This window comes from Streptomyces sp. NBC_01537, from assembly GCF_045040445.1.
Lineage (GTDB): Bacteria > Actinomycetota > Actinomycetes > Streptomycetales > Streptomycetaceae > Actinacidiphila.
In genome coordinates this window covers 8,170,149-8,191,787 of the sequence record NZ_CP109392.1, presented here as the reverse complement: position 1 = coordinate 8,191,787, position 21,639 = coordinate 8,170,149, and the positions used below count along the sequence as shown (strand labels likewise).

20 protein-coding genes are annotated in these 21,639 nt (G+C 71.9%); 11 read left to right on the top strand and 9 right to left on the bottom strand.

The genetic code is table 11. The features are described from left to right. Positions 1-92 precede the first annotated feature (92 nt). Positions 93-1,871, top strand: coding sequence for a sulfatase-like hydrolase/transferase (locus OG607_RS37665; RefSeq protein ID WP_405733459.1), 1,779 nt, complete (start codon positions 93-95; stop codon positions 1,869-1,871). Between the two features lie 258 nt (positions 1,872-2,129). On the opposite strand, the gene OG607_RS37660 is transcribed toward OG607_RS37665, so the two are convergent. The 7 genes from OG607_RS37660 to OG607_RS37630 all read right to left on the bottom strand — a co-directional run bounded on the left by OG607_RS37660 (position 2,130) and on the right by OG607_RS37630 (position 10,583). After that, positions 2,130-3,689 carry a phospholipid carrier-dependent glycosyltransferase gene (locus OG607_RS37660; protein WP_405737315.1) on the bottom strand — a complete coding sequence of 520 codons (1,560 nt, stop codon included), beginning with the start codon at positions 3,687-3,689 and terminating at the stop codon, positions 2,130-2,132. Between the two features lie 185 nt (positions 3,690-3,874). Continuing rightward, positions 3,875-5,074 carry a vWA domain-containing protein gene (locus tag OG607_RS37655; protein ID WP_405733457.1) on the bottom strand — a complete coding sequence of 400 codons (1,200 nt, stop codon included), beginning with the start codon at positions 5,072-5,074 and terminating at the stop codon, positions 3,875-3,877. Beyond that, positions 5,067-5,975 carry an AAA family ATPase gene (locus OG607_RS37650; RefSeq protein WP_405733454.1) on the bottom strand — a complete coding sequence of 303 codons (909 nt, stop codon included), beginning with the start codon at positions 5,973-5,975 and terminating at the stop codon, positions 5,067-5,069. Before OG607_RS37650 ends, OG607_RS37655 begins: the two co-directional genes overlap by 8 nt. Next, complete coding sequence (locus OG607_RS37645) at positions 5,972-6,844, bottom strand: XdhC family protein (protein ID WP_405733451.1); 873 nt, start codon at positions 6,842-6,844, stop codon at positions 5,972-5,974. Before OG607_RS37645 ends, OG607_RS37650 begins: the two co-directional genes overlap by 4 nt. Continuing rightward, positions 6,841-9,207: an aerobic carbon-monoxide dehydrogenase large subunit gene (locus tag OG607_RS37640; protein ID WP_405733448.1), complete on the bottom strand. Its 2,367-nt coding sequence runs from the start codon at positions 9,205-9,207 to the stop codon at positions 6,841-6,843. The genes OG607_RS37645 and OG607_RS37640 overlap by 4 nt, the downstream gene beginning before the upstream one ends. Before the next feature lie 3 nt (positions 9,208-9,210). Further along, positions 9,211-9,696: a (2Fe-2S)-binding protein gene (locus tag OG607_RS37635; protein WP_405737312.1), complete on the bottom strand. Its 486-nt coding sequence runs from the start codon at positions 9,694-9,696 to the stop codon at positions 9,211-9,213. Between the two features lie 11 nt (positions 9,697-9,707). Next, on the bottom strand, positions 9,708-10,583 hold the full coding sequence (locus tag OG607_RS37630) for an FAD binding domain-containing protein (protein ID WP_405733445.1): 876 nt from the start codon (positions 10,581-10,583) through the stop codon (positions 9,708-9,710). A 124-nt stretch (positions 10,584-10,707) separates the two neighbouring features. Between OG607_RS37630 and OG607_RS37625 the strand changes: the two genes are divergently transcribed. The 6 genes from OG607_RS37625 to OG607_RS37600 all read left to right on the top strand — a co-directional run bounded on the left by OG607_RS37625 (position 10,708) and on the right by OG607_RS37600 (position 16,325). After that, the gene (locus tag OG607_RS37625) at positions 10,708-11,667 is read left to right on the top strand and encodes a LysR family transcriptional regulator (RefSeq protein ID WP_405733443.1); all 960 of its coding nucleotides are present in this window, start codon (positions 10,708-10,710) and stop codon (positions 11,665-11,667) included. Positions 11,668-11,747: 80 nt separating this feature from the next. Further along, the gene (locus OG607_RS37620; protein WP_405733440.1) at positions 11,748-12,410 is read left to right on the top strand and encodes an SRPBCC family protein; all 663 of its coding nucleotides are present in this window, start codon (positions 11,748-11,750) and stop codon (positions 12,408-12,410) included. 15 nt (positions 12,411-12,425) lie between these two features. Then, the gene (locus tag OG607_RS37615; protein ID WP_405733437.1) at positions 12,426-13,517 is read left to right on the top strand and encodes an XdhC family protein; all 1,092 of its coding nucleotides are present in this window, start codon (positions 12,426-12,428) and stop codon (positions 13,515-13,517) included. A 32-nt stretch (positions 13,518-13,549) separates the two neighbouring features. After that, positions 13,550-14,335 (top strand): endo alpha-1,4 polygalactosaminidase, encoded by a 786-nt coding sequence (locus tag OG607_RS37610; protein ID WP_405733434.1) that lies wholly within the window; start codon positions 13,550-13,552, stop codon positions 14,333-14,335. A gap of 92 nt (positions 14,336-14,427) precedes the next feature. After that, positions 14,428-16,050 (top strand): alkaline phosphatase D family protein, encoded by a 1,623-nt coding sequence (locus tag OG607_RS37605; RefSeq protein ID WP_405733431.1) that lies wholly within the window; start codon positions 14,428-14,430, stop codon positions 16,048-16,050. 53 nt (positions 16,051-16,103) lie between these two features. Further along, positions 16,104-16,325: a hypothetical protein gene (locus tag OG607_RS37600; protein ID WP_405733429.1), complete on the top strand. Its 222-nt coding sequence runs from the start codon at positions 16,104-16,106 to the stop codon at positions 16,323-16,325. Here the strand turns inward: OG607_RS37600 and OG607_RS37595 are convergent. Both OG607_RS37595 and OG607_RS37590 read right to left on the bottom strand, forming a co-directional pair. Beyond that, entirely contained in the window at positions 16,281-17,294 is a 1,014-nt protein-coding gene (locus OG607_RS37595; protein ID WP_405733426.1) for a hypothetical protein, read from the bottom strand. The two genes, OG607_RS37600 and OG607_RS37595, sit on opposite strands and share 45 nt — an antisense overlap. Before the next feature lie 4 nt (positions 17,295-17,298). Beyond that, complete coding sequence (locus tag OG607_RS37590; protein WP_405733423.1) at positions 17,299-17,862, bottom strand: GNAT family N-acetyltransferase; 564 nt, start codon at positions 17,860-17,862, stop codon at positions 17,299-17,301. Positions 17,863-17,925: 63 nt separating this feature from the next. Between OG607_RS37590 and OG607_RS37585 the strand changes: the two genes are divergently transcribed. From OG607_RS37585 to OG607_RS37570, 4 genes are all read left to right on the top strand, one after another. Further along, positions 17,926-18,675: a nucleotidyltransferase domain-containing protein gene (locus OG607_RS37585; RefSeq protein WP_405733420.1), complete on the top strand. Its 750-nt coding sequence runs from the start codon at positions 17,926-17,928 to the stop codon at positions 18,673-18,675. Positions 18,676-18,734: 59 nt separating this feature from the next. Further along, positions 18,735-19,406 carry a FadR/GntR family transcriptional regulator gene (locus tag OG607_RS37580; RefSeq protein WP_405733417.1) on the top strand — a complete coding sequence of 224 codons (672 nt, stop codon included), beginning with the start codon at positions 18,735-18,737 and terminating at the stop codon, positions 19,404-19,406. Between the two features lie 50 nt (positions 19,407-19,456). After that, entirely contained in the window at positions 19,457-20,500 is a 1,044-nt protein-coding gene (locus tag OG607_RS37575) for a hypothetical protein (protein WP_405733414.1), read from the top strand. 146 nt (positions 20,501-20,646) lie between these two features. Continuing rightward, positions 20,647-21,615, top strand: coding sequence for a PAC2 family protein (locus tag OG607_RS37570; RefSeq protein WP_405733411.1), 969 nt, complete (start codon positions 20,647-20,649; stop codon positions 21,613-21,615). The last annotated feature ends 24 nt before the right edge of the window (positions 21,616-21,639 follow it).

Below are 21,639 nucleotides of genomic sequence, written 5' to 3'. Positions count from 1 at the left end.
CGGCTGAGCTGGCAGTGTGTGAACCGAATCCGCCGGAGAGCCGTAGGCGTCAGTGCGGACCACTGGGCTTTTTGCACGGAAGGACCTTCGGGTTGAACACGGATACGGAATCAGCAGAGACAGCCACGGCAACCACGGAGGCGGACCCGACGCCGGACAGCCCGGCCGCCGAGCCCACCCCGGCCGCCAAGGACAGGCGTTGGCAGATCTGGCGCGGCCTGCGCGGCTGGCGGGAGAGGTACCCGGCCACGGCGCGGGCCGTGTCGTGGGGAACGACCGGACTGGCCGCCGTGCTGGTGTACTTCGCCCTGCTGATGCCGAACCAGCTCCCCCTCCTCACTCCCGGCAGGTTCATACGCATACCGGCGGAGGCGGTTCTCGGTGCCGCGCTGCTGCTCGTGCTGCCGCCGAGGCCGCGGCGGGTGGCGGCCGCGCTCGGCGGGGTGGTCATCGGCCTGACGGCCATCCTCAACGCCGTTGACATGGGCTATTACTCACAGCTCGACCGGCGCTTCAACCCGATGCTCGACTGGATGCTGTTCAGCGACGCCGAGTCGTTCCTGAAGGACTCGATCGGCCAGGTCGCGGCGATCGCCGTCGCCGTCGTAGCCGTGCTGCTCGTCCTGGCCGTGCCCGCCGTGATGGCCCTGGCGGTCGTCCGCCTGAGCAATGTCCTGGTACGCCACCGCGCCAGGGCGAACCGGGGCGCCCTGGTGGCCGGAACGGCCTGGATCGTCTGCGCCACGCTCGGCCTGCAGATCGCCGGCGTGCCCGTCGCCTCCAGGAGCGCCACCTCCGCCCTCAGGAGCCGGGTGGAGCAGGTGAACCAGACCCGCCGGGACGATGTGGTGTTCGCCAAGCAGGCCGCCGTCGACAAGTTCGCCGACACCCCGGCCGACCAGTTGCTCACCGGGCTGCGCGGCAAGAACGTCATCTTCACCTTCATCGAGAGCTACGGCCGCAGCGCCATCGAGGACCCGGTGGAGGCGCCGGGGGTCGACGCGGCGCTCACCGCCGGCACCAAGCAGCTCAACGCGGCCGGTTTCGCCTCCAAGAGCGGCTGGCTCACCTCGTCGACGTACGGCGCCGGCAGCTGGCTGGGACACTCCACCTTCATGTCGGGCCTGTGGATCAACAACCAGCAGCGCTACAACACCATCACCGGGAGCGACCGCATGTCCCTCACCGGTGCCTTCGCCAAGACCGGCGCCTGGCGGACGGTCGGCATCATGCCCGGCGTTCAGCGGGCCTGGCCGGAGGGGAAGTTCTACAAGTTCGACAAGATCTACAACTCCTCGCAGCTCGGCTACCAGGGCCCGAAGTTCAGCTGGTCGACCATGCCCGACCAGTACACCCTGGAGGCGTACCAGCGGCTGGAGGCCGGCAAGAAGCAGGACAAGCCGCTGATGTCGATGATGATCCTGACCTCCAGCCACAACCCCTGGGCCCCGCTCCCCAGGACGATCGGCTGGGACCAGATCGGCGACGGCACCGTCTACAACGCCATTCGGCAGGCGGGCGCCGACCCCGTGAAGGTGTGGCAGCACGCCAAGGACGTGCAGGCCGCGTACGGCCAGTCCATCGAGTACTCGGTGAGCAACCTCATCGACTACGTGACGAAGTACGGCGACAAGAACACCGTGCTCGTCTTCCTCGGCGACCACCAGCCCAACACCACGGTCTCCGGCACCCACGCCAGCCGGGACGTGCCCGTCACGATCGTCGCCCACGACCCGGCCGTCCTCAAGCGGATCGACAGCTGGAACTGGACGGACGGCCTCCAGCCCGCCCACAACGCCCCGGTGTGGAAGATGAGTTCCTTCCGCGACCGCTTCCTGACCGCCTACGGCCCGCAGTCCGGCGTCTCCTAGGGCCTGTCCGGTGGATCTCCGTGGGTGAAGGAGCGGGGTCTGGTGCCTGCGATCGCAAGGCGCCGGAGCGCCCACAGGGTGGTTTCCTGTGGGCCCGCCGCGCCAGCGGCTGATGTCGCAGTCGGCAACGCCGCGAGCTCCCCCAGCCCCTGGGGGCTGGGAGGTGCCCCCAGGTGCCAGGGCACGCGACGCCACGGCCGCGCCGCGCCGGCGGCTGAAGGAGAACAGCCGCCGGACAGGCCCTAGGGTCCTGACCGCTCACGGCCTGCGGTAGATCGAGATCGAGTGGCCGACCTCGTCGATGGGCCGGCCACTGCTCTCGACCAGCGCCGCCAGCCTGCCCTGGGCCCTGGCGACCGAGGAGTCCGACACGACCAGCAGCCCGTGCACCTCGCCCGGGGGCACCGTGCGCGGGTCGGACGCCTCGATCCCGTACCAGGACGGCACTCCGCTGCCCTTGTAGACCAGCCAGATCCGCTCGCCCGGATACCGTTCCTTCAGCCGGTCGGCCAGCCGCCCCAGGTCCTGGCCCCAGTCGACGTTCGAGTCGTGCAGGCGCAGGTGGGTCTTCGACGGCCCGCCGAACGCCTCGTTGGAGTACGGCAGGTAGTACGGGAACGTCAGCAGCGAGCTGACCGCGACGAACGCCACCAGCCCCGCCGCCGCGACGCGCCCCCACCGCCGGCGCCGCCGGACAGCGGTCACCCCGGCCGCCGCCACCGCCAGGAACATCGGCACGAAGAGGGCGTACCGCACGCCCAGGTCCCGGTTGCCCGTCATGGCGGCGGCCAGCAGCAGGAGCGGCGCCAGCAGCACGTACGGCGCCGCCGGCCGCAGCCGGGGAACCGTCAGCATCGCGACGGCGCCGGCGAGCCACAGCGCGAGCATGCCCAGCGGGGTCTTCACCAGCAACGCGGCCGGCAGGTAGTACCAGAGCGAGCCGTAGTAGCTCCGCCCGAACAGGAACCCGCCCCACTTCAGGTCCTCGAAGCCGAACTGGACGCGCATCCCGTCCCGGAACGGCTGCGGGAACGGCAGCCAGTCCACCGCCAGTGCGCGCAGCCCGTGCACGGGCGCCAGGTCCGCGGGCGCCGTCCAGCGCAGCCGCGGGTCCACTGCGAGATACGCCGCCCACACCACGGCGACCGCGACCAGCCCCATGCCGGCCGCCGCCCCGACGCCCGCCGCGAGCCGCCGCACCCTCCCGCCCACCGGGCGGGCGTACCAGACCGACACGACGGCCAGTAGCAGCAGCAGCGGAACCGCCGACAGCGCGCTCATCTTCGTCGCGACGGCCGCCCCGAGCGCCATCCCGGCCAGCGGGACGTACAGCACCGGCCGCCGCCGCGCCCGCCACAGCAGCCAGACCGACGTCAGCAGGAACCCGGCCTCCGGCACATCCAGCGTCGCCAGCGACCCATGCGCGATGAGGTCCGGCGAGAACGCGTACAGCGCCAGCGCCACCACCGCGCCCACCGCGCCGGTGAGCTCCCGGGCGAACGCGAACACGACCAGCCCGAACAGCAGCGTCAGCGCGATCACCGGCAGCCGCGCCAGCAGCATCAGCCGCCACGGATCGTTCCCCGATTCGTACAGCAGCCGCCGTCCGAGCTCCGTCTGGTCGCCCGCGAAGCCCGGGTCCAGACGCGGGTGGGCAAACTCCACCCCGCTCGCGATGATCAGCTTGCCCAGCGGCGGATGCTCCGGGTTGTACCGCAGGCTGTGCTCCTGTGCGTAGACCACCGCCGTGCCCACGTACACGGGCTCGTCGATGGTCGGGGTCTGCCGCACGGCCGTCGTGACCATCGCGAACGCCATCTGCGCCAGCAGCACGACCACGACGAGCGCCAGCAGCCACCGCCGGTGCGTCCGGCAGCCCCGCCGCAGCCGCTCGTACCGGCCCGACGACCTCCCGACAGGCTCGGTGACGTTCACGTTGTCGATGACACTCGGCTCGCGCACAGCAGCAGACCTTACTCAGATCGAACCGGCTTGGCTGGATCTCAGGGGCCCGCGATGGCTTCGATCACCTCGGCCAGCGCCGCGAGGCTGTGGCCGCTGACGAACGCGTCGCAGTGCGGCAGCGCCGCGGCCATGCCGCCCGCGAGCGGGGCGTAACCGGGCGACGCCTTACGGGGGTTGACCCAGACGATGCGGTGGGCGAGGCGGCGCAGGCGGGCCATTTCGCGGGCGACGGCGGCGGGGTCCTCGCTCTCCCAGCCGTCGGAGAAGATGACGACGACGGCGCCGCGGGCGAGGCCGCGGCGGCCGTAGCGGTTGTTGAAGTCGGCGAGGGCGTGGCCGATGCGGGTGCCGCCGGACCAGTCGGGGGCGGTGCGGCCGGCACGGCGCAGGGCGGCGTCGGTGCCGGAGCCGGAGCCGGAGCGGCGGAGGACGGGGGTGAGGCGGGTGAGGCGGGTGGCGAAGACGAAGGCCTCGGCGTGGGCGTCGGCGGCGGCGCGGGGGAAGAGGCGGAGGTAGGCGCGGGTGTAGGGCTCCATGGAGCCGGAGATGTCGCAGAGCAGGACGAGGCGGCGGGGGCGGGGCCGGGGGCGGGAGCGGGCGAGGCGGATGGGGTCGCCGGCGGTGCGGTGGCTGCTCCGCAGCGTGCGGCGCAGGTCGATGCGGCGGCCCCGGGGGTCGGCGGCGCGGCGGCGCGTCATGCGCAGGGGCGGTCGCAGGGTCAGGGCGGCGAGGAGTCGTTCCAGGGCGGCGAGTTCGGCCGGGTCGAGGGCGTCGAAGTGCTTGTGGGCGAGGCTCTCGGCGGTGCTGGCGATGAGGCGCAGGCCGTCTGAGCGCCGGGGGCTGTCCTGGTGGCGGCCGCTGTCGCCGGACGGTGAGGGAATGCCGCCGGCCAGCGGTGCGGGGGCGGAAGGAGCGGCGGAGGGTGCCGGGGGCTGCGTCGGATCGGGTACGGCCGAGGGCGGGCCGGGGTCGGGGCGGTGGTGTCCTACGGCGGTGCCACCGCCGAGCAGCAGGTCGAAGACTCGGTCGAAGGGCTCGATCTGCTCGCGTCCGGTCACGAAGGCCAGCCGCGCCGCCCAGTAAAGGGCCGTACGGTCCACCGGGGGCAGCAGGCGCAGGGCGTCGAGGAAGACGACGGGGCGTTCGGGGGTGACGTCGAGTCCTGCGCGGCGCAGTTCCTGTCCGAGGCGGCCCGCGAACTCGGCCTGGGAGAAGGCCGGCAGGCCGATGTCAGGCATCGGGCACGCCGACGAGCCAGTCCAGGCCCCGCTCGCGCACCAGCTCCTGGTCCTCGCGGTACTTGAGCAGGGTGCCGAGGGTGGTGTCGGCCGCGTCGGCGTCCAGGCGGCGTACGCCCAGCAGGGCCAGCGCGGAGATCCAGTCGATGCTCTCGGCGATGCCGGGGGCCTTCTGGATGTCCAGGGTGCGCAGGCGCCGTACGGCGGCGGCGACCGGGGCCGCCAGCTCGGCCGAGGTGCCGGGGACGCGGCGGCGGACGATCTCGATGAGGCGGTCGGTGCCGGGGTGGTCGATCCAGTGGTAGAGGCAGCGCCGTTTGAGGGCGTCGTGCAGGTCGCGGGTGCGGTTGGAGGTGAGCAGGACGACCGGCGGCACGGTGGCCCGTACGGTGCCGAGCTCGGGGATGGTGACGCTCGCCTCGGCGAGCACCTCCAGGAGGAAGGCCTCGAAGTCGTCGTCGGCGCGGTCGATCTCGTCGATCAGCAGCACGGCGGGGGCGGGGCCGGGATGGGTGAGGGCGGCCAGTACGGGGCGGCGCAGGAGGAACGCCTCGGTGAAGAGGTCGGCCTCGGCCAGACGTTCCTCGCGGGCCTCGGCGAGGCGGATGCTGAGCAGTTGGCGGGGGTAGTTCCACTCGTACAGGGCTTCGGCGGCGTCCAGTCCGTCGTAGCACTGCAGCCGGATCAGCGGGCTGCCCAGGATCTCCGCGACGGCCTTGGCCGCCTCGGTCTTACCGACGCCCGCCTCGCCCTCCAGGAGCAGTGGCCGCGGCAGCCGCAGGGCGAGGAACAGGGCGCCGGCCAGGCCCCGGTCGGCGAGGTAGCCGGTGGATTCCAGGGCGGCGCGCAGGGTTTCCAGGTCGGGGACGCGGGCCGCGACCAGGTCGTTCGGCTGGTTCACCCGGCCTCCGCGTACCTGTCCCGGCAGGCGGGGCAGCAGAACCAGTGCCGCTCGCCCCCCGCGTCGGTGTGCGGGGTGTCGGCGGCGATCGCCACGGTCATCCCGCACACCGGGTCGACGGCCGACCGCGGTTCGGGCCCGGCTGGGGTCGCCGCCCGTACGGACGCGATGATCTCCGCCAGGATCGACACCGCGACCTCCTCCGGCGTGCGCGCGCCGATCCACACCCCGGCCGGGGTGTGGATCCTGGCCCGCTCGTCCTGCGTCAGCTCCAGCCCGGCGACCACCGCCGCCCCGCGCTTCGGGCTGGCCACCAGCCCCACGTACGGGACCCCGGCCCGTACCGCCGCCGTCAGCGCGGGCGCCTCGTCCCGTCCGTGCGAGGCGACCACGACGGCGTCGGGGTCGGGACTCCCGTCCGGCGTGATCTCGTAGCCGAGCACCGGGCCGAAGGCCAGCAGCGCGTGGGCGATGGGGGTGTCGCCCAGGACCGCCACGCGTGGGGCGGGGCGCAGCGGTTCGAGGAAGATCTCCAGTTCGCCGCCGGACAGGCAGGGATTGGCCACGGCCAGCGCGCCGTCCTCGATCTCGCCGTCCTCGATCTCGCCGGGTTCGCCGGCCCCCGGCGAGATGCGCAGGAGCAGCGACTCGCCGCTGCGCAGCGTGCGCAGAGCCTGGACGCGTACGGTCGCCTCGGCGCACACCCCGCCGACGAAACCCTCGATGCGGCCGTCCGCCAGCACCAGGGCGGTGTCCCCCGGGTGTGCGCTCGCCGGGCGGCGGGCGCGCACCACGGTGGCCTTCACGAACGGGACGTGCTGGGCGGTCAGTTCGGCCATCCGTCGTTCCAGGACGCTTCCCGGGGTCACTGCGGCGCCTCCACCCCGCCCTGGCTCATCGCCTGCCACACCCGGCCGGGCGTCAGAGGCATGTCCGCGTGCCGTACGCCGATGGCGTCGAGCACGGCGTTGACGACAGCCGGGGGCGAGCCGACGGTGGCGGACTCGCCGATGCCCTTGGCGCCGATGGGGTGGTGCGGGGAGGGGGTGACTGTGTGGCCCAGCTCCCAGGCGGGGACTTCGAGGGCGGTCGGGAGCAGGTAGTCCATGAAGGAGCCGGACAGGCAGTTGCCGTCCTCGTCGAAGGCGATCAGCTCCATCAGGGCCATGCCGACGCCGTCGGCGAGGCCGCCGTGCACCTGGCCCTCGATGATCATCGGGTTGATGCGGGTGCCGCAGTCGTCGACGGCGATGAAGCGCCGCACCTTGACCGCGCCGGTGCCGGGATCGACGTCCACGACGCAGATGTACGCCCCGAAGGGGTAGGTCAGGTTGGGCGGGTTGTAGACGGTGGTCGCCTCCAGGTGGCCCTCGACGCCCTCGGGCAGCTCCAGCGACCCGTGGGCGGCCAGCGCGATCTCCTGGATGGTCTTCGTGGCGGCCGGGTCGCCCTTGACCGACCACCGTCCCTTTGTCCATTCCAGGTCGTCCGGGGCGACCTCCAGCATCGCCCCCGCGATGATCCGGGCCTTGTCGCGGACCTTACGGGCCACCACGGCGGCCGCCGCGCCCGAGACGGGGGTGGAGCGGCTGCCGTAGGTCCCGAGCCCGAAGGGGGTCTGGTCGGTGTCGCCGTGGACGACGTCGATGTCCTCGGGCGGGATTCCCAGTTCCTCGGCGACGATCTGGGCGAAAGTCGTCTCGTGGCCCTGCCCCTGGGTCTGGACGCTGAGCCGCACCACGGCCTTCCCCGTGGGGTGCACGCGCAGTTCGCACCCGTCGGCCATGCCCAGGCCCAGGATGTCCATGTGCTTGCGCGGGCCCGCCCCCACCGTCTCGGTGAAGAAGGACAGCCCGATGCCCATGAGTTCGCCCCGGGCGCGCTTCTCCTCCTGCTCCTTGCGCAGGTCCTCGTAGCCCGCGAGGTCCAGCGCCTTGCGCAGACAGGCCGGGTAGTCGCCGGAGTCGTAGACCCAGCCGGTCTTGTTCTCGTACGGGAACTGCCCGGGGCGCAGGAGATTGCGCATGCGCAACGCGGCCGGGTCGGCGCCGATTTCGTCGGCCAGGCAGTCCACGAGCCGCTCGATCAGGTACACGGCCTCGGTGACCCGGAAGGAGCAGGCGTACGCGACGCCGCCGGGGGCCTTGTTGGTGTAGACGCCGGTGACCTGGCAGTGCGCGGCCTCGATGTCGTACGAGCCGGTGAAGATGTGGAAGAAGCCGGCCGGGTACTTGGTGGGCTGGGCGGTGGAGTTGAAGGCGCCGTGGTCGGCGAGCACCTTGACGCGTACGGCGAGGATCCTGCCGTCGCGGGTCGCGGCGATCTCTCCGGCCATGTGGTAGTCGCGGGCGAAGGAGGTGCTCATGAGATTCTCGGAGCGGTCCTCCATCCACTTCACGGGGCGCCCGGTGAGGATCGAGCCGACGACCGCGCACACGTAACCGGGGTAGATGCCGACCTTGTTGCCGAAGCCGCCGCCGATGTCGGGGGCGATGACCCGGATCTTGTGCTCGGGCAGCCCGGCGACCATGGCGTAGAGGGTGCGGTGGGCGTGCGGGGCCTGGGTGGTGGCCCACAGGGTCAGCTTGCCGTCGACCGGGTCCATGTCGGCGACGCAGCCGCAGGTCTCCAGCGGGGCGGGGTGGACGCGCGGGTAGAGCATCTGCTGGGCGACGACCACCTCGGCGCGGTCGAAGATGCCGTCGGTGGCCGCCTTGTCGCCGGCCTCCCAGTCGAAGATGTGGTTGTCGGTGCGGCCCTCGAGGTCGTCGCGGATGACCGGCGCGTCGGGGTCGAGCGCGTGCCGGGCGTTGACCACCGGGTCCAGCGGCTCGTACTCGACCTCGATCAGCTCGATGGCGTCGCGGGCGGCGTAGTGGTCCTCGGCGACGACGAAGGCGACCTCCTGGCCCTGGAAGCGCACCTTGTCGGTGGCCAGGACCGCCTGGGTGTCCATCGAAAGGGTGGGCATCCAGGCCAGGTTGAGGGTGGCCAGGGTCGCGCCGGTGATCACCGCCCGGACCTTGGGGTGGGCCTCGGCGGCGGAGGTGTCGATGGACACGATGCGCGCGTGGGCGTACGGGCTGCGCAGGGCGGCGCCGTGCAGCATGCCGGGCAGCCGGACGTCGTCCACGTAGTGGCCCTTGCCGCGTACGAAGCGCGGGTCCTCCTTGCGCTTGAGGCGGCCGAATCCGATGGGGCGTTCCTCGGTCCGTTCCTCCACCGACGTCATGGGTCAGCTCCCTGCCGGTGTCTGTGCCGCCTGGTGCTCGGCGGCCCATCGGATGGCTTTGACGATGTTGAGGTAGCCGGTGCAGCGGCACAGCTGCCCGGAGATCGCCTCGCGGATCTCCTGCTCGGACGGGTCCGGGTTGCGGTCGAGCAGGGCCCGGCCGGTGAGCATCATGCCGGGGGTGCAGAAGCCGCACTGCAGGCCGTGCTCCTCGATGAAGCCCTGCTGTACGGGGTCGAGGGTGACCCCGCCGTCGGCGAGGCCCTCCACCGTACGGATCTCGTGCCCGGCGGCCATGGCGGCCAGCACCGTGCAGCTCTTGACGGGCTCGCCGTCCATCAGGACCACGCAGGTGCCGCAGTTGCTGGTGTCGCAGCCCCAGTGGGTGCCGGTCAGACCCAGGTCGTCGCGGAGGAAGCGCACCAGCAGGTGGCGGGCCTCGATCTCCCGGGTGTGGTCCTCGCCGTTGACATTGACGGTGACCTGCATCGTCATATGGCTCATGCCTCCGTTGCCGCAGCTCTGGCCACTGCCCGCCGCAGTGCCCGCCTGGTCAGTTCACCGGCCAGGTGACGCTTGTACTCGGCGCTCCCCCGGCCATCGGTCACGGGGGTGCAGTCCTCTGCCGCGCGCCGGCACGCCGCCTCGTACAGCGCCTCGGACGGCTCTGCGCCCAGCAGCAGCTCCTCCACCCGGCTCGCGTTCACGCTGCCCGAGCCGACCGCCGCGAGCCCCACGCCCGGCTCGGCGATCCGCCCGTCGCTCAGCGACAGCGCGACTCCGGCCGCCGCGACGGCCCAGTCGCCCGCCTTGCGCTCGACCTTCTCGTAGGCGCTCCCGGAGGCGGACAGGACGGGGAGGCGTAGCTCGATGAGCATTTCCCCGGAGCCCACCGCGGTCTCGTAGGGCCCCTGGTGGAACTCGGCCATGTCCACGGTCCGCGTCCCGTCGCGGCCCCTGATCACGGCACGGGCGTGCAGCGCGCCGCAGACGGCGGAGAGGTCCTCGGAGGGGTCGGCCTGGCACAGGGAGCCGCCGATGGTGCCGCGGTTGCGGACGGGCGGGTCGGCGATCACCCGCTCGGCGTCGTGGATGATCGGGAAGTGCCGGCCGACGAGTTCGGATTCGAGCAGAGCGCGGTGCCGGGTGAGCGCACCGACGCACAGTTCGTTCTGTTCCTGTCGGATGTAGTCGAGTTCGTGCAGGTCGTTGATGTCGATCAGGACCTCGGGGCGGGCGAGCCGCAGCTTCATCATCGGCAGCAGGCTGTGCCCCCCGGCGACGACCCGTGCCTCCTCGCCGAACCGTTGCAGCAGCTCAAGCGCCTGGTCCACGCTCTCCGCCCGCTGATAGTCGAACGAAGCGGGTACCTGCACGGCATCCTCCCTCTTTCTCCGGTGCCCGCACCCTGGCCCCGGTGGGCGGATCGGTCAACGACGAATGAAGCGAATACTTAAGAGGTCTACAAACGAAAGCGTTCGAACAGATGTAATAACTGTTATGACGCTGACGCAGCTCAGAGCCTTTGTCGCAGTGGCCCGTCTGGGCTCGGTGAAGGCCGCCGCCGCGTCACTCGGCGTCACCGAACCGGCCGTGTCGGGGGCGGTCGCCGCGCTCCGCCGCGAACTCGGCGACGTGCTGTTCATCCGGGCCGCTGGGGGCATCAGCCTCACCTCGGGCGGCCGGCGGCTCGCGGCCGGGGCGGCGGAGATCGTCGGCCTGGCCGAGGAGACCCGCAGCCGCGTACGGGAGGCCGGCACCGGGACCGCGCACTTACGGGTGGCGTCCACCGAGACCAGCGCCGAGCAGATCCTCCCCGCGCTGATCGCGGCCTTCGGACGCCGCCAGCCGGATCTGGACGCCGCCACCCTCGCGGTGCCCGCCGCCGTCTTCCCCGAACTGCTGCGGGACCGGCGCGCGGATGTCGCCGTCGGCCCGGCGCCGCAGCAGCACCCCGGCATCGAGTCGACGCCTTTCCTTCGCTTCCAGCTGGTCGTCGTGGCCGCGCCGGACCACCCGCTGGTCCACCAGCCGCGCATCGGCCTCGCCCGCCTCGCCCGCGAGCCCTGGCTGCTCGGACCCGCCGGCCTGGACCCCGGCACCCTCGCCGGCGCCTTCCTCGCCCGGGTCGGCGTCGACCCCGACACCGCCATCGCCTTCCCCAGCGCCACCGCCTCCCTCAACTCGGTGGCCGCCGGGGCCGGGCTGTCCATCGCCTTCCGCCACGTGGTGCGCGAGGATCTGCGCCGGGGAGTGCTGGCCACCCTCGACGTCCCCGGTACACCGATCAACGGCATGCTCTACGCGAGCGCGCTCAAAGGCGACCGCAGGTCCGCCACGGCCGCCGCCTTCTGCCGGTTCGTCACCACGCCCGCCGCCACGCAGGCCCTGATGTCCCGGCCGCAGGGGGTGCCGATGAGCGCGTTCCGCCCGGCGGTGCACGTCACGATCTGGAGTTAGGCCCTGCCGGGCGACAGGACCTAAGCGAAGGCTGAAGACCGCATTGACGGCCCCGTCGGCAGCAAGGAGGCTCGTCCGCCATGGACTTCACCAACGAGTTCCGCGTGAGTCTGCCGGTCGGACCGGCCTGGGCCCTGCTCACCGACCTCGAACGGATCGCCCCCTGCATGCCGGGCGCCCAGCTCACCGGCGTTGAGGGCGAGCAGTACACCGGCGTCGTCAAGGTGAAGGTCGGCCCGATGACCGTCCAGTACAAGGGCGTCGCCGCGTTCGAGGAACAGGACGCGGACGCCCGCACCGCCGTCCTGCGGGCACAGGGCCGCGACGTCCGGGGCCAGGGCAACGCCGATGCCCGGATCACCGCCCGGCTCGCCCCGGACGGGGACGGGACGCGGGTCACGGTGGAGACGCGGCTCACGATCACCGGCAAGGTCGCGCAGTTCGGCAAGGGCATGATCGAGGAGATCAGCAAGAAGCTGCTGGCGCAGTTCGCCGACGCGCTGGAGGCCCAGTTGGCGACGGCGGAGGAGGCGCCGGTGGAGGAGGCGCCCGAGGCAGCGCCCGAGTCGGCGCCCGAGGCATCCGTGGCGGCCGTGCCGGTCCCCGTCATGCCGGCCCAAGTCGCCTCCGTCGCCCCGCTGGAGCTGATGAGCGTCGCCCGTGGCGCCCTGCTCAAGCGGGCGGTGCCGGCGCTCGTCGCCCTTGTCGTGGTCATCGCGCTCGCCGTCTGGCTCGCCCGTTAGGGGTTGGGGGTCCCCATGCGTGAGGTCATCGCCGCGATCCACCCGTGGTACGCGGCCGGGCTGACCACCGGCCTGGCCACCGTGGTCGCCACGTACGACAGCGCGCCCCGGCAGCCCGGGTCGGCAATGGCGGTGTCGCAGTCCGGCGAGGTCATCGGCAGCGTGTCGGGCGGCTGCGTCGAGTCTGCCGTCTACGAGGCGGCCCAGGAGGTGATCCGCACCGGCCGGCCGCTGCTCCAGAGCTACGGCATCAGCGATGACGAGGCCTTCGCGGTCGGACTGACCTGCGGCGGAACGCTGGAGGTCTTCGTCGAGCCGGTCTCCCGCCGCGCATTTCCCCAACTGCCCGCCCTGCTCGCCGCCATACGGACGGCCGAGCCGGTGGCGGTCGCCACGGCGATCGCCGGCCCGGCCGTCGGCGCCCGGCTCGTCGTCTGCCCCGACGGCCGTTCCGGGACCCTCGGCTCCGCCCCACTGGACGACGCCGTGACCAGGGACGTCCTCCTCATGCTCGCCCGAGGCGCCACCGGGCTGCGCCGCCACGGACCCCACGGCGAGCTGACGGTCTTCGTGCAGTCCTTCGCTCCCCCGCCCCGCCTCCTCGTATTCGGCTCCACCGACTTCGCCGCCGCCCTCACCCGCCAGGGCGCCCTGCTCGGCTACCGCGTCACCCTCTGTGACGCCCGCCCCGTCTTCGCCACCGCCACCCGCTTCCCCGAGGCCGACGAGGTCGTGGTCCAGTGGCCGCACCGCTACCTCGCCGCCGAGGCCGCCGCCGGCCGCCTCGACGGCCGTACTGTCGTCGCCGTCCTCACCCACGACCCCAAGTTCGACGTCCCCCTCCTCCAGGTCGCCCTCCGCCTCCCCGACCTCGCCTTCGTCGGCGCCATGGGCTCCCGCCGCACCCACGAGGACCGGCTGCGCCGACTGCGCGAAGCCGGACTGACCGAGCCCGAGCTCCGCCGGCTCTCCTCCCCCGTCGGCCTCGACATCGGCGGCCGCACCCCGCAGGAGACCGCCGTCTCCATCGCCGCCGAGATCATCGCCCACACCCGGGGCCGCACGGGGCGCCCCCTGGCCGGCACGGCAGGCCGCATCCACGCGTAACCGGACTCGGCCACCGGGATACCCTGCCCCACGTGAGACCTCGGCTCCGGCCCCCAACCGCACTGCTCCTGCTGTCCGTTCTGCTCGGCGGATGCGCGACGGCCCCGCAACAGGCCGAAGGCCACTGGCGGCCACACGCCCGCACCGCCTGGCAGTGGCAGCTCAGCGGAAAGATCGACACGGGGGTCGATGTCCCGGTGTACGACATCGACGGCTTCGAGAACACCGCCGCGACCGTACGCCGCCTGCACGCCGACGGCCGCAAGGTGATCTGCTACATCAACGCCGGCGCCTGGGAGGACTTCCGCTCCGACCGCGCCGCCTTCCCGTCCTCCGTCCTGGGCAAGGGCAACGGCTGGGACGGCGAGCGCTGGCTGGACATCCGGCGCCTCAAGGTCCTGCGGCCCATCCTGGCCAAGCGGTTCGACATGTGCCGCGCGAAGGGTTTCGACGCCGTCGAGCCCGACCAGATGGACGGCTACACCAACGACACCGGCTTCGACCTGACCGCCGCCCACCAGCTCGCCTTCAACCGGATGATCGCCGAGCTGGCACACGACCGGGGCATGGCGGTCGGGCTCAAGAACGACCTGGAGCAGATCCCGGAGCTGGTCGGGGACGTCGACTTCGCGGTGAACGAGCAGTGCGCGGAATTCGACGAATGCGCGCTGTACAAGCCGTTCATCAAGGCGGACAAGGCGGTCTTCCACGTCGAGTACGGCCTGCCCACCGCCACGTTCTGCCCCACGGCCAAGCGCCTCGGCCTCAGCTCCATGCTGAAGCACCTCTCGCTGGACGCGTGGCGGCGTCCCTGCTGAAAGCCTCCTCTTGTTCATGACCGGTCAACCACACTGTGGTGGGATCGGCCCGGTCCACAGGACGCACCCGCAGGAGGCCACAGGTGTCACCCATGCCCGCATCCGAACCTTCTTCCGCCAGACCCGTCAGCCGCCGCCGTCTGCTGACCGGCGCCGCCGTCATCGCGGGCGCGCAGGCGCTGAACATCCGTACCGCCCACGCCTCGACGGCTGTCCGGCAGGACCCGTTCCAGCTGGGCATCGCCAGCGGCGACCCGCTGCCCGACGGGGTCGTCCTGTGGACCCGGCTGGTCGCCGACCCCTACGACGCCGCCTCCATGGGCAGCCGCCCGGTGCGGGTCGAGTACGAGATCGCCGCCGACCCGCACTTCCGCCGGATCGTGCGGCGCGGCAGCGAGACGGCGACGGCCGCCCACGGACACAGCGTCCACGCCGACGTACGCGGGCTGGCCTGCGGCCGCGACTACTGGTACCGCTTCCGCGCCGGAAGCCACCTCAGCCCGACCGGCCGGACCCGCACCGCTCCGGCGTACCGCTCGCGCCCGGACGCCCTGCGCATCGGCATGGTCAACTGCCAGGACTGGCAGAACGGTTACTGGCCCGCGTACAGCGCGCTGGCCGAGGAGGACCTCGATGTGGTCCTGCACGTGGGCGACTACATCTACGAGTACGACCCGAGCAGCGCGTACGCCGACCGGCTGCACACCACCCCGCAGACCCCGGGCCTGGACCAGCTGTCCACGCTCTCCGACTACCGCGCCCGGCACGCCCAGTACAAGACCGACCCCGCCCTCCAGGCCTCGCACGCGGCATTCCCCTGGATCGTCACCTGGGACGACCACGAGGTGGAGAACAACTACGCGGGCCTCGTCGACGAGATCGACGACACCGGCGCCAAGCACCAGGACCCGGCCGCGTTCGCCCGCCAGCGGGCCGCCGCGTACCAGGCGTACTACGAGCACATGCCGCTGCGCCGCCGCTACGTCAACGGCTCCGCCGACTACCGCCTCTACCGCCGCTTCGACTTCGGCGACCTGCTGCGCCTCAACGTCCTGGACACCCGCCAGTACCGCACCGACCAGCCCGGCGGCTTCCCAGACGACTTCGGCACCGTGGCCTCCGGCCTCGGCAACACCGACGGCACCCTCACCGGCTCCGGGCAGGAGCAGTGGCTGCGCCACGGCCTCGCCCGCTCCGGGGCCCGCTGGAACGTCATCGCCCAGCAGGTGATGATGAGCCAGATCCGCTTCCCCAATTTCCTCGACCCGGCGCACCCGCTCCCGCCGATCGCCAACCTCGACCAGTGGGACGGCTACGACCCGGCCCGCGCCCGGCTGCTGAACTTCCTGCGCGACGCCCAGGTGGCCAACCCGGTCGTCCTCGCCGGGGACATCCACTCCTCCTGGTTCAGCGATCTGCGGATCGACCGCGACGACCTCGACAGCGACCCGGTCGCCGTCGAGTTCACCGCGACCAGCGTCAGTTCCGACTTCCCCATCGCCTTCGACGCCCCGCTCAAGGCGTACAACCCGTATCTGAACCCGCATGTCCGCTACTTCGACGGCTCGCTGCGTGGCTATCTGCGGCTGAACGTGGACCGGAGGCATTGGGTGACCGACGCCCGTACGGTGGCGAGCATCGCGGTCCGCGAGTCGCCGGTGAGCACGAGCGCGTCGTGGTCCGTCGTCGCAGGTGAGCCGGGCCTGCAACCTTGAGGCCTGCTCACGCGTCACAGTTGTACCGGGGACCCGAGCAAGGGGAGTACGAGATGGCGTTGGTGCACGACACCGCAGCGGCGGAGGCGGAACCCTCCGAGGAGAACTGGCTGTTCGCGGCGGCCGCCGACGGACCCGCCGAGACCCCGCCAAGCAACCGCGGCAAGCTACTGATCGGGCTGCTCCTGCTGCTCGCCATGGGCATCGGGGCCGTCGCCCTGGTCCTGACGCTAGCCCCGTGGGCCAACGCGGTCGGCGGCTGCGGCGGGGGCTGACGGGCCGGGGCGGCCCGTCCCGCCCAGGAGGTACGGAAGACGCCGGGTCAGGAATCGGCGCGGGAATTCGTCCCGCAGCCGCCACAGCCCGGCGTCGACCACGAAGTGGGCCATCACGGCGCCCAGATAGGCCCCGTACAACGCCCGTCCGGCCGGTGCCGCATCGTGCAGGTGCGAGGCCAGGTTGAGTGCGGTGCCGAGCAGCAGCCCGATGTTCAGCAGCAGCGCCAGGCTCACCAGCCTCGACAGCCCGGGCCGTTCGCCGCCCGCGACCAGGGCCATGATCAGCAGGTACTGGTAGCCGTGGGCGGCGGTGAGGCCCGCCACGGCCGCGTAGGGGGACGTGAAGAGGAACACGGGCAGGAAGAAGAACAAGGAGAGCGCGTAGACCGCCGCGAAGGCCGGGCCAGGCCTCGTGCGCCTGCGCAGCAGCAGAACGCAACCTGCCGCCACCGCCACCGCGTACGCGACCGCCGCCACCGGGAACAGGAACCTCAGCCGCAGGTCCAGCGTCAGCTGCAGCAGCTCGGGACGGGACAGCAGCGCCACGATCCCGGCCACACCGGCGGCGGTGACCGCCCGGCGCTCGCCGTTCCCGAGCCGGCCGGCGCCGTACGCGGTGGCACTGAGCGCGGCCAGGCCGAGGTTCTGCTTCTGGAAGTGGAAGAACTGCCAGGCCAGGAAGGCGGGCAGCAGCCACACGAACGCCCTGGGCGGCATGGCGCCGGCCAGCACGGCCGCCCCGGCGACCAGTGCGAGCGGTGCCAGCACATAGCGGCCGCGCCGGGCCAGCATGTGCGCCCGTACCTCGGGCACGCTCCAGAACCAGGCCGTGGTGGCGACATGCACCGACGTGCCGAGGAACAGCAGGCCGCCCAGGGCACTGGGCGCGAGCGCGATGGTCACCGCGTAACTGCCCAGTGTCAGCAGTACGGTCCCGCTCAGCCAGATCCCTCGCCCCCGCCGCATGAGGTCAGGATATGGGGTACAGCTTGGCGAACTCCTCGGCGGTCATCCCGAACAGCACCTCGTCGTGGTACTGCCCGTTGGCGTAGTCGTGGTCGCGCAGCCGTCCTTCCTCCGTGAAGCCGAAGTTGAGGTGGAAGGCGATCGAGGCGGCGTTGAAGGACCAGGCGCTGGCCTCGCACTTGTGGAAGCGGCGCTCGCGGAACATGAAGGTGAGCAGCAGCCGCAGGGCGTCGGAGGCGTAGCCGCGCCGGTGGTGCTCGGGGCCGAGTGCGATGCCGTACTCGAAGCGGCCGCAGGGAAGCGCGACATGGTGGGTGCTGATCGACCCGACGAGCACGCCATCGTCCAGGGACTCGATGGCCAGGGAGAAGCCCTCCTCACCCGCCTTGGGTTTCTCCGTCGAGCGTTCCTTGGCCCAGGCCTTGGCGGCCTCGGCGGACTGCGGGAGCTGCACCTGCCATCCGTTGCGCTGCACATCCGAGTCCACCTCGAAGGCCCGGAACCGTTCCCAGTCCTCCGGCTCGATGCCGCGCAGCCGCACCGCCCGCCCCACCCACATGGAATTCATACGTCCACGGAAGCAGCCCCGGGCAGCCCCTGTCCAAGGAGTTTCGGTGCGATAGTCGGACCCATGATCCCGCCCGCGATCCTCGACCGTTTCCTCACCGAACTCCGGGCCACCTCCGTACCGCTGGTCGCGTTATGGGTACACGGCTCGCTTGCCATGGGCGACTACCAGCCGGGCCGCAGCGATCTCGACCTCGTCGCCGTGGTCGAGGCGGAGCTGGACGAGACCCGGAAGAGCCAAGTGGACATGCTCCACCGCCGGCTCATCGCCGAGGACCCAGGGGCGGAACTGCTGCACTGCAACTACCCGGTACGCTCCCGGCTGGCCGACGACACCGCCCTGCGTCATGTGACCTTCCGCCACGGCCATCTCACCGAGACCCCCGTCACCCCGGTCACCCGCCGCGAACTCCTCACCGCCGGCCTCGTTCTGCACGGCCCCTCCCCCGCCGGGCTCGTGCCTCCGGTGAGCGACCAGGACCTCAACGCCTTCGTCCGGGCCGACCTGGCCGGCTTCTGGCGCCCGGTCACCGGCAAGCCCCTGCCCTGGCTGCGCGATGTCTGGGTGGACTCGGGCCCGGTCACCCTTGCCAGAGCCACCGTCACCCTGCGCGAGGGCCGCCTCATCACCAAGGGCGAGGCCCTGGACGTCCTCGCCGAGCTGGGCGCGCCCGCCGAGCTGATCGACGGCATCCGTGCCCGGCGCTACGGGACCCAGCTGCCTCCCACTCCCTGGTACCGGCGGCCGCGGCGGGCCCGGCTGGCCCGGACTTTCGTGCGCTCCGGAATCGACAGGGCGCTCGGCCAGGCATAATGAGCAGCGATACATCGGAGGTCTGAGAGGCATCCGGAGACCGAAGAAAGGAGTCGCTCGTGGCGGTCACCGACGAGGCGATCGAGAAGATCAAAGGCATGATCGTCTCAGGCGCGCTGCGCCCCGGCGACCGGCTCCCCAAGGAGAGCGAACTCGCCGCTGACCTGGGCCTTTCTCGTAATTCGCTGCGCGAGGCGGTCCGCGCGCTGTCGCTGATCCGGATCCTGGACGTACGGCAGGGCGACGGCACCTATGTGACCAGCCTGGACCCGCAGCTGCTCCTGGAGGCGCTGAGCTTCGTCGTGGACTTCCACCGCGACGACACCGTGCTGGAGTTCCTGGCCGTACGACGGATCCTGGAGCCCGCCGCCACGGCGCTGGCCGCCGCCCGGATCCCGGAGGCGGCACTGGACGCCCTGCAGGCGCAGCTCGATGCGCTCGGCGAGCAGCCCTCGGTGGAGGAGCTGGTCGCCGCGGACCTGGAGTTCCACCGGGGCATCGTGCAGGCCTCGGGCAATTCGGTTCTGTGCTCCCTGCTGGACGGCCTCTCGGGGCCGACGACACGGGCCAGGATCTGGCGCGGGCTCACCCAGGAGGACGCGGTGAGCCGCACCCTGCACGAGCACGGGGCGATCCTGGCGGCGCTGCGCGACCGGGACGCGGAGGCGGCCCGCTCGTGGGCGACGGTGCACATCGCGAGCGTCGAGCAGTGGCTGCGCTCGACCCTCTAGCGGTCCGGGTAGATTAACTGCCTTCACTCACACGGGGGTTGAAGGATCGGATGTCTGACCAGGAATCGCCGTCCCCACAGGGGCACAAACCGCCGCCACGCCGTCCCGCCGTCCGTCGTCTGCGCCGGGCCGCGGCCGTGCTCGCCCTCGTCCTCCTGCTCCCGGTCCTCACGGCCGGCATCGCGCTGCGCCTGGAGTACGCCGGGGATCCCGACGCCGCCGGGCGCACCCGGGGGCGGGACGCCGTCTGGCTGGGCCACGCCTGGGTGGACGGCCGCCGGGACGCGGCCGACCTGACCGCGCTCCTGCGGCGCGTCAAGGGCACCGGCATACGCGACCTCTATGTGCACACCGGTCCGCTTGAGCACGACGGGAGCCTGGATTCCGCCCTGTACCCCGGCTCCGCGTGGCTGATACGCGAGGTGCACAGCGCGCTCCCCGGCGTCAGGGTCCAGGCCTGGCTGGGCGACATCGTGTCGCACGGGGGCTCGCCCGGGGTGCGTACGGACGACCCGGCGACCCGCTCCCGTATCCGCGACAGCGCGGCACAGGTGCTGGACGCGGGGTTCGACGGCGTGCACTTCGACCTGGAGCCGATGCACTCGGGCGACCAGGGCTTCCTGGCGCTCCTGAGGGCCACCCACGAGATGACCGGGGCCCGCGGGGCCCCGCTCTCGGTGGCGACCCACCAGATCGACCCGCTTCCCTCCGCGCACTCCGCCTTCGACAAGTACTGGTCCCAGCAGTACTTCGGGGAGGTCGCCCGCCTCGTCGACCAGGTCGCGGTGATGGCGTACGACAGCTGGATGCCGCTGGAGAGCCTGTTCGGCGGCTCGGTGGCCCATCAGACCGCCCTGGCGCTCGAGGTGGTTCCGGCCGGTGTGGACCTGCTGATCGGCCTGCCCGCGTACCACACCCACACCGCGGGCCATCACCCTTCCGCCGAGACCGTCAAGGCGGCCGTGCGCGGCGCGCGCCTCGGGCTGGCCCGGCATGCGCACGACCGCGAGGGCTTCGGTCTGGCCCTGTATGTCGATTTCGCCGCGACCGAAGAGGATTGGGCCGCATACCGCTCTTCGTGGGGTGAGGTGTGAAAGGTGCGGCCCGACGAGTACGTCCGATGACTCTGGGGATCATCCCCGTACAAGGCTGCGGCACGGGCCACGGGAAGCCGTAGGCTGGTGCCGGAAAATAGAGCGACGAAAGCCGCGACGAGAGTACTGCTGCAAGGAGGCGCTGGGTGATCGAGCTGGAGGGCGTGCCCGAGCTGATCGACCCGGTCATGGTGGCCGCGTTCGAGGGCTGGAACGACGCCGGGGACGCCGCCTCCACGGCGGTCGGCCACCTGGACAAGGAGTTCAAGGGCGAGGTCTTCGCGGCTCTGGACGCCGAGGACTACTACGACTTCCAGGTCAACCGGCCGACGGTGTGGCTGGACGGCGGCGTACGAAAGGTCACCTGGCCCACCACACGGCTGTCCGTCGTCCGTATCGAAAGCCCCAAACCCCGTGACCTGGTGCTGGTGCGCGGCATCGAGCCGAGCATGCGCTGGCGGTCGTTCTGCAACGAGATCCTGGGCTTCGCGCACGAGTTGGGCGTCGAGATGGTGGTGGTGATGGGCGCGCTGCTGGGCGACACCCCGCACACCCGCCCGGTCCCGGTCACCGGTGTGACCTCCGACCCGGATCTCGCCGCCGCCCTCAACCTGGAGGAGTCCCGGTACGAGGGCCCGACCGGCATCGTCGGCATCCTCCAGGAGGCCTGCACGCACGCCGGCATCCCCGCCGTGAGCCTGTGGGCGGCCGTCCCGCACTACGTGTCCCAGCCGCCCAACCCCAAGGCCACCCTCGCCCTCCTCAACCGCCTGGAGGACCTGCTCGACCTGCGCATCCCGCTGGGCGAGCTCCCCGAGGACGCCCGCGCCTGGCAGGTCGGCGTCGACCAGCTCGCCGCCGAGGACACCGAGGTCGCCGAGTACGTCCAGTCCCTGGAGGAGGCCCGCGACACCGCCGAGCTCCCCGAGGCCTCCGGCGAGGCCATCGCCCGCGAGTTCGAGCGCTACCTCCGCCGCCGCGACCCCGGCCAGCCGGGACACGCCACGCAGACCGGCGAGCCGCTGGAAGGCCCGTACCTGCGGGACCGCCCGCAGCCGCCGCCGCGCGAGACGAAGTCGGACGAGGACGACGGCGAGCCGGGCGACGAGGACTGAGAGGACTGAGAAGCGCCGCCGCCC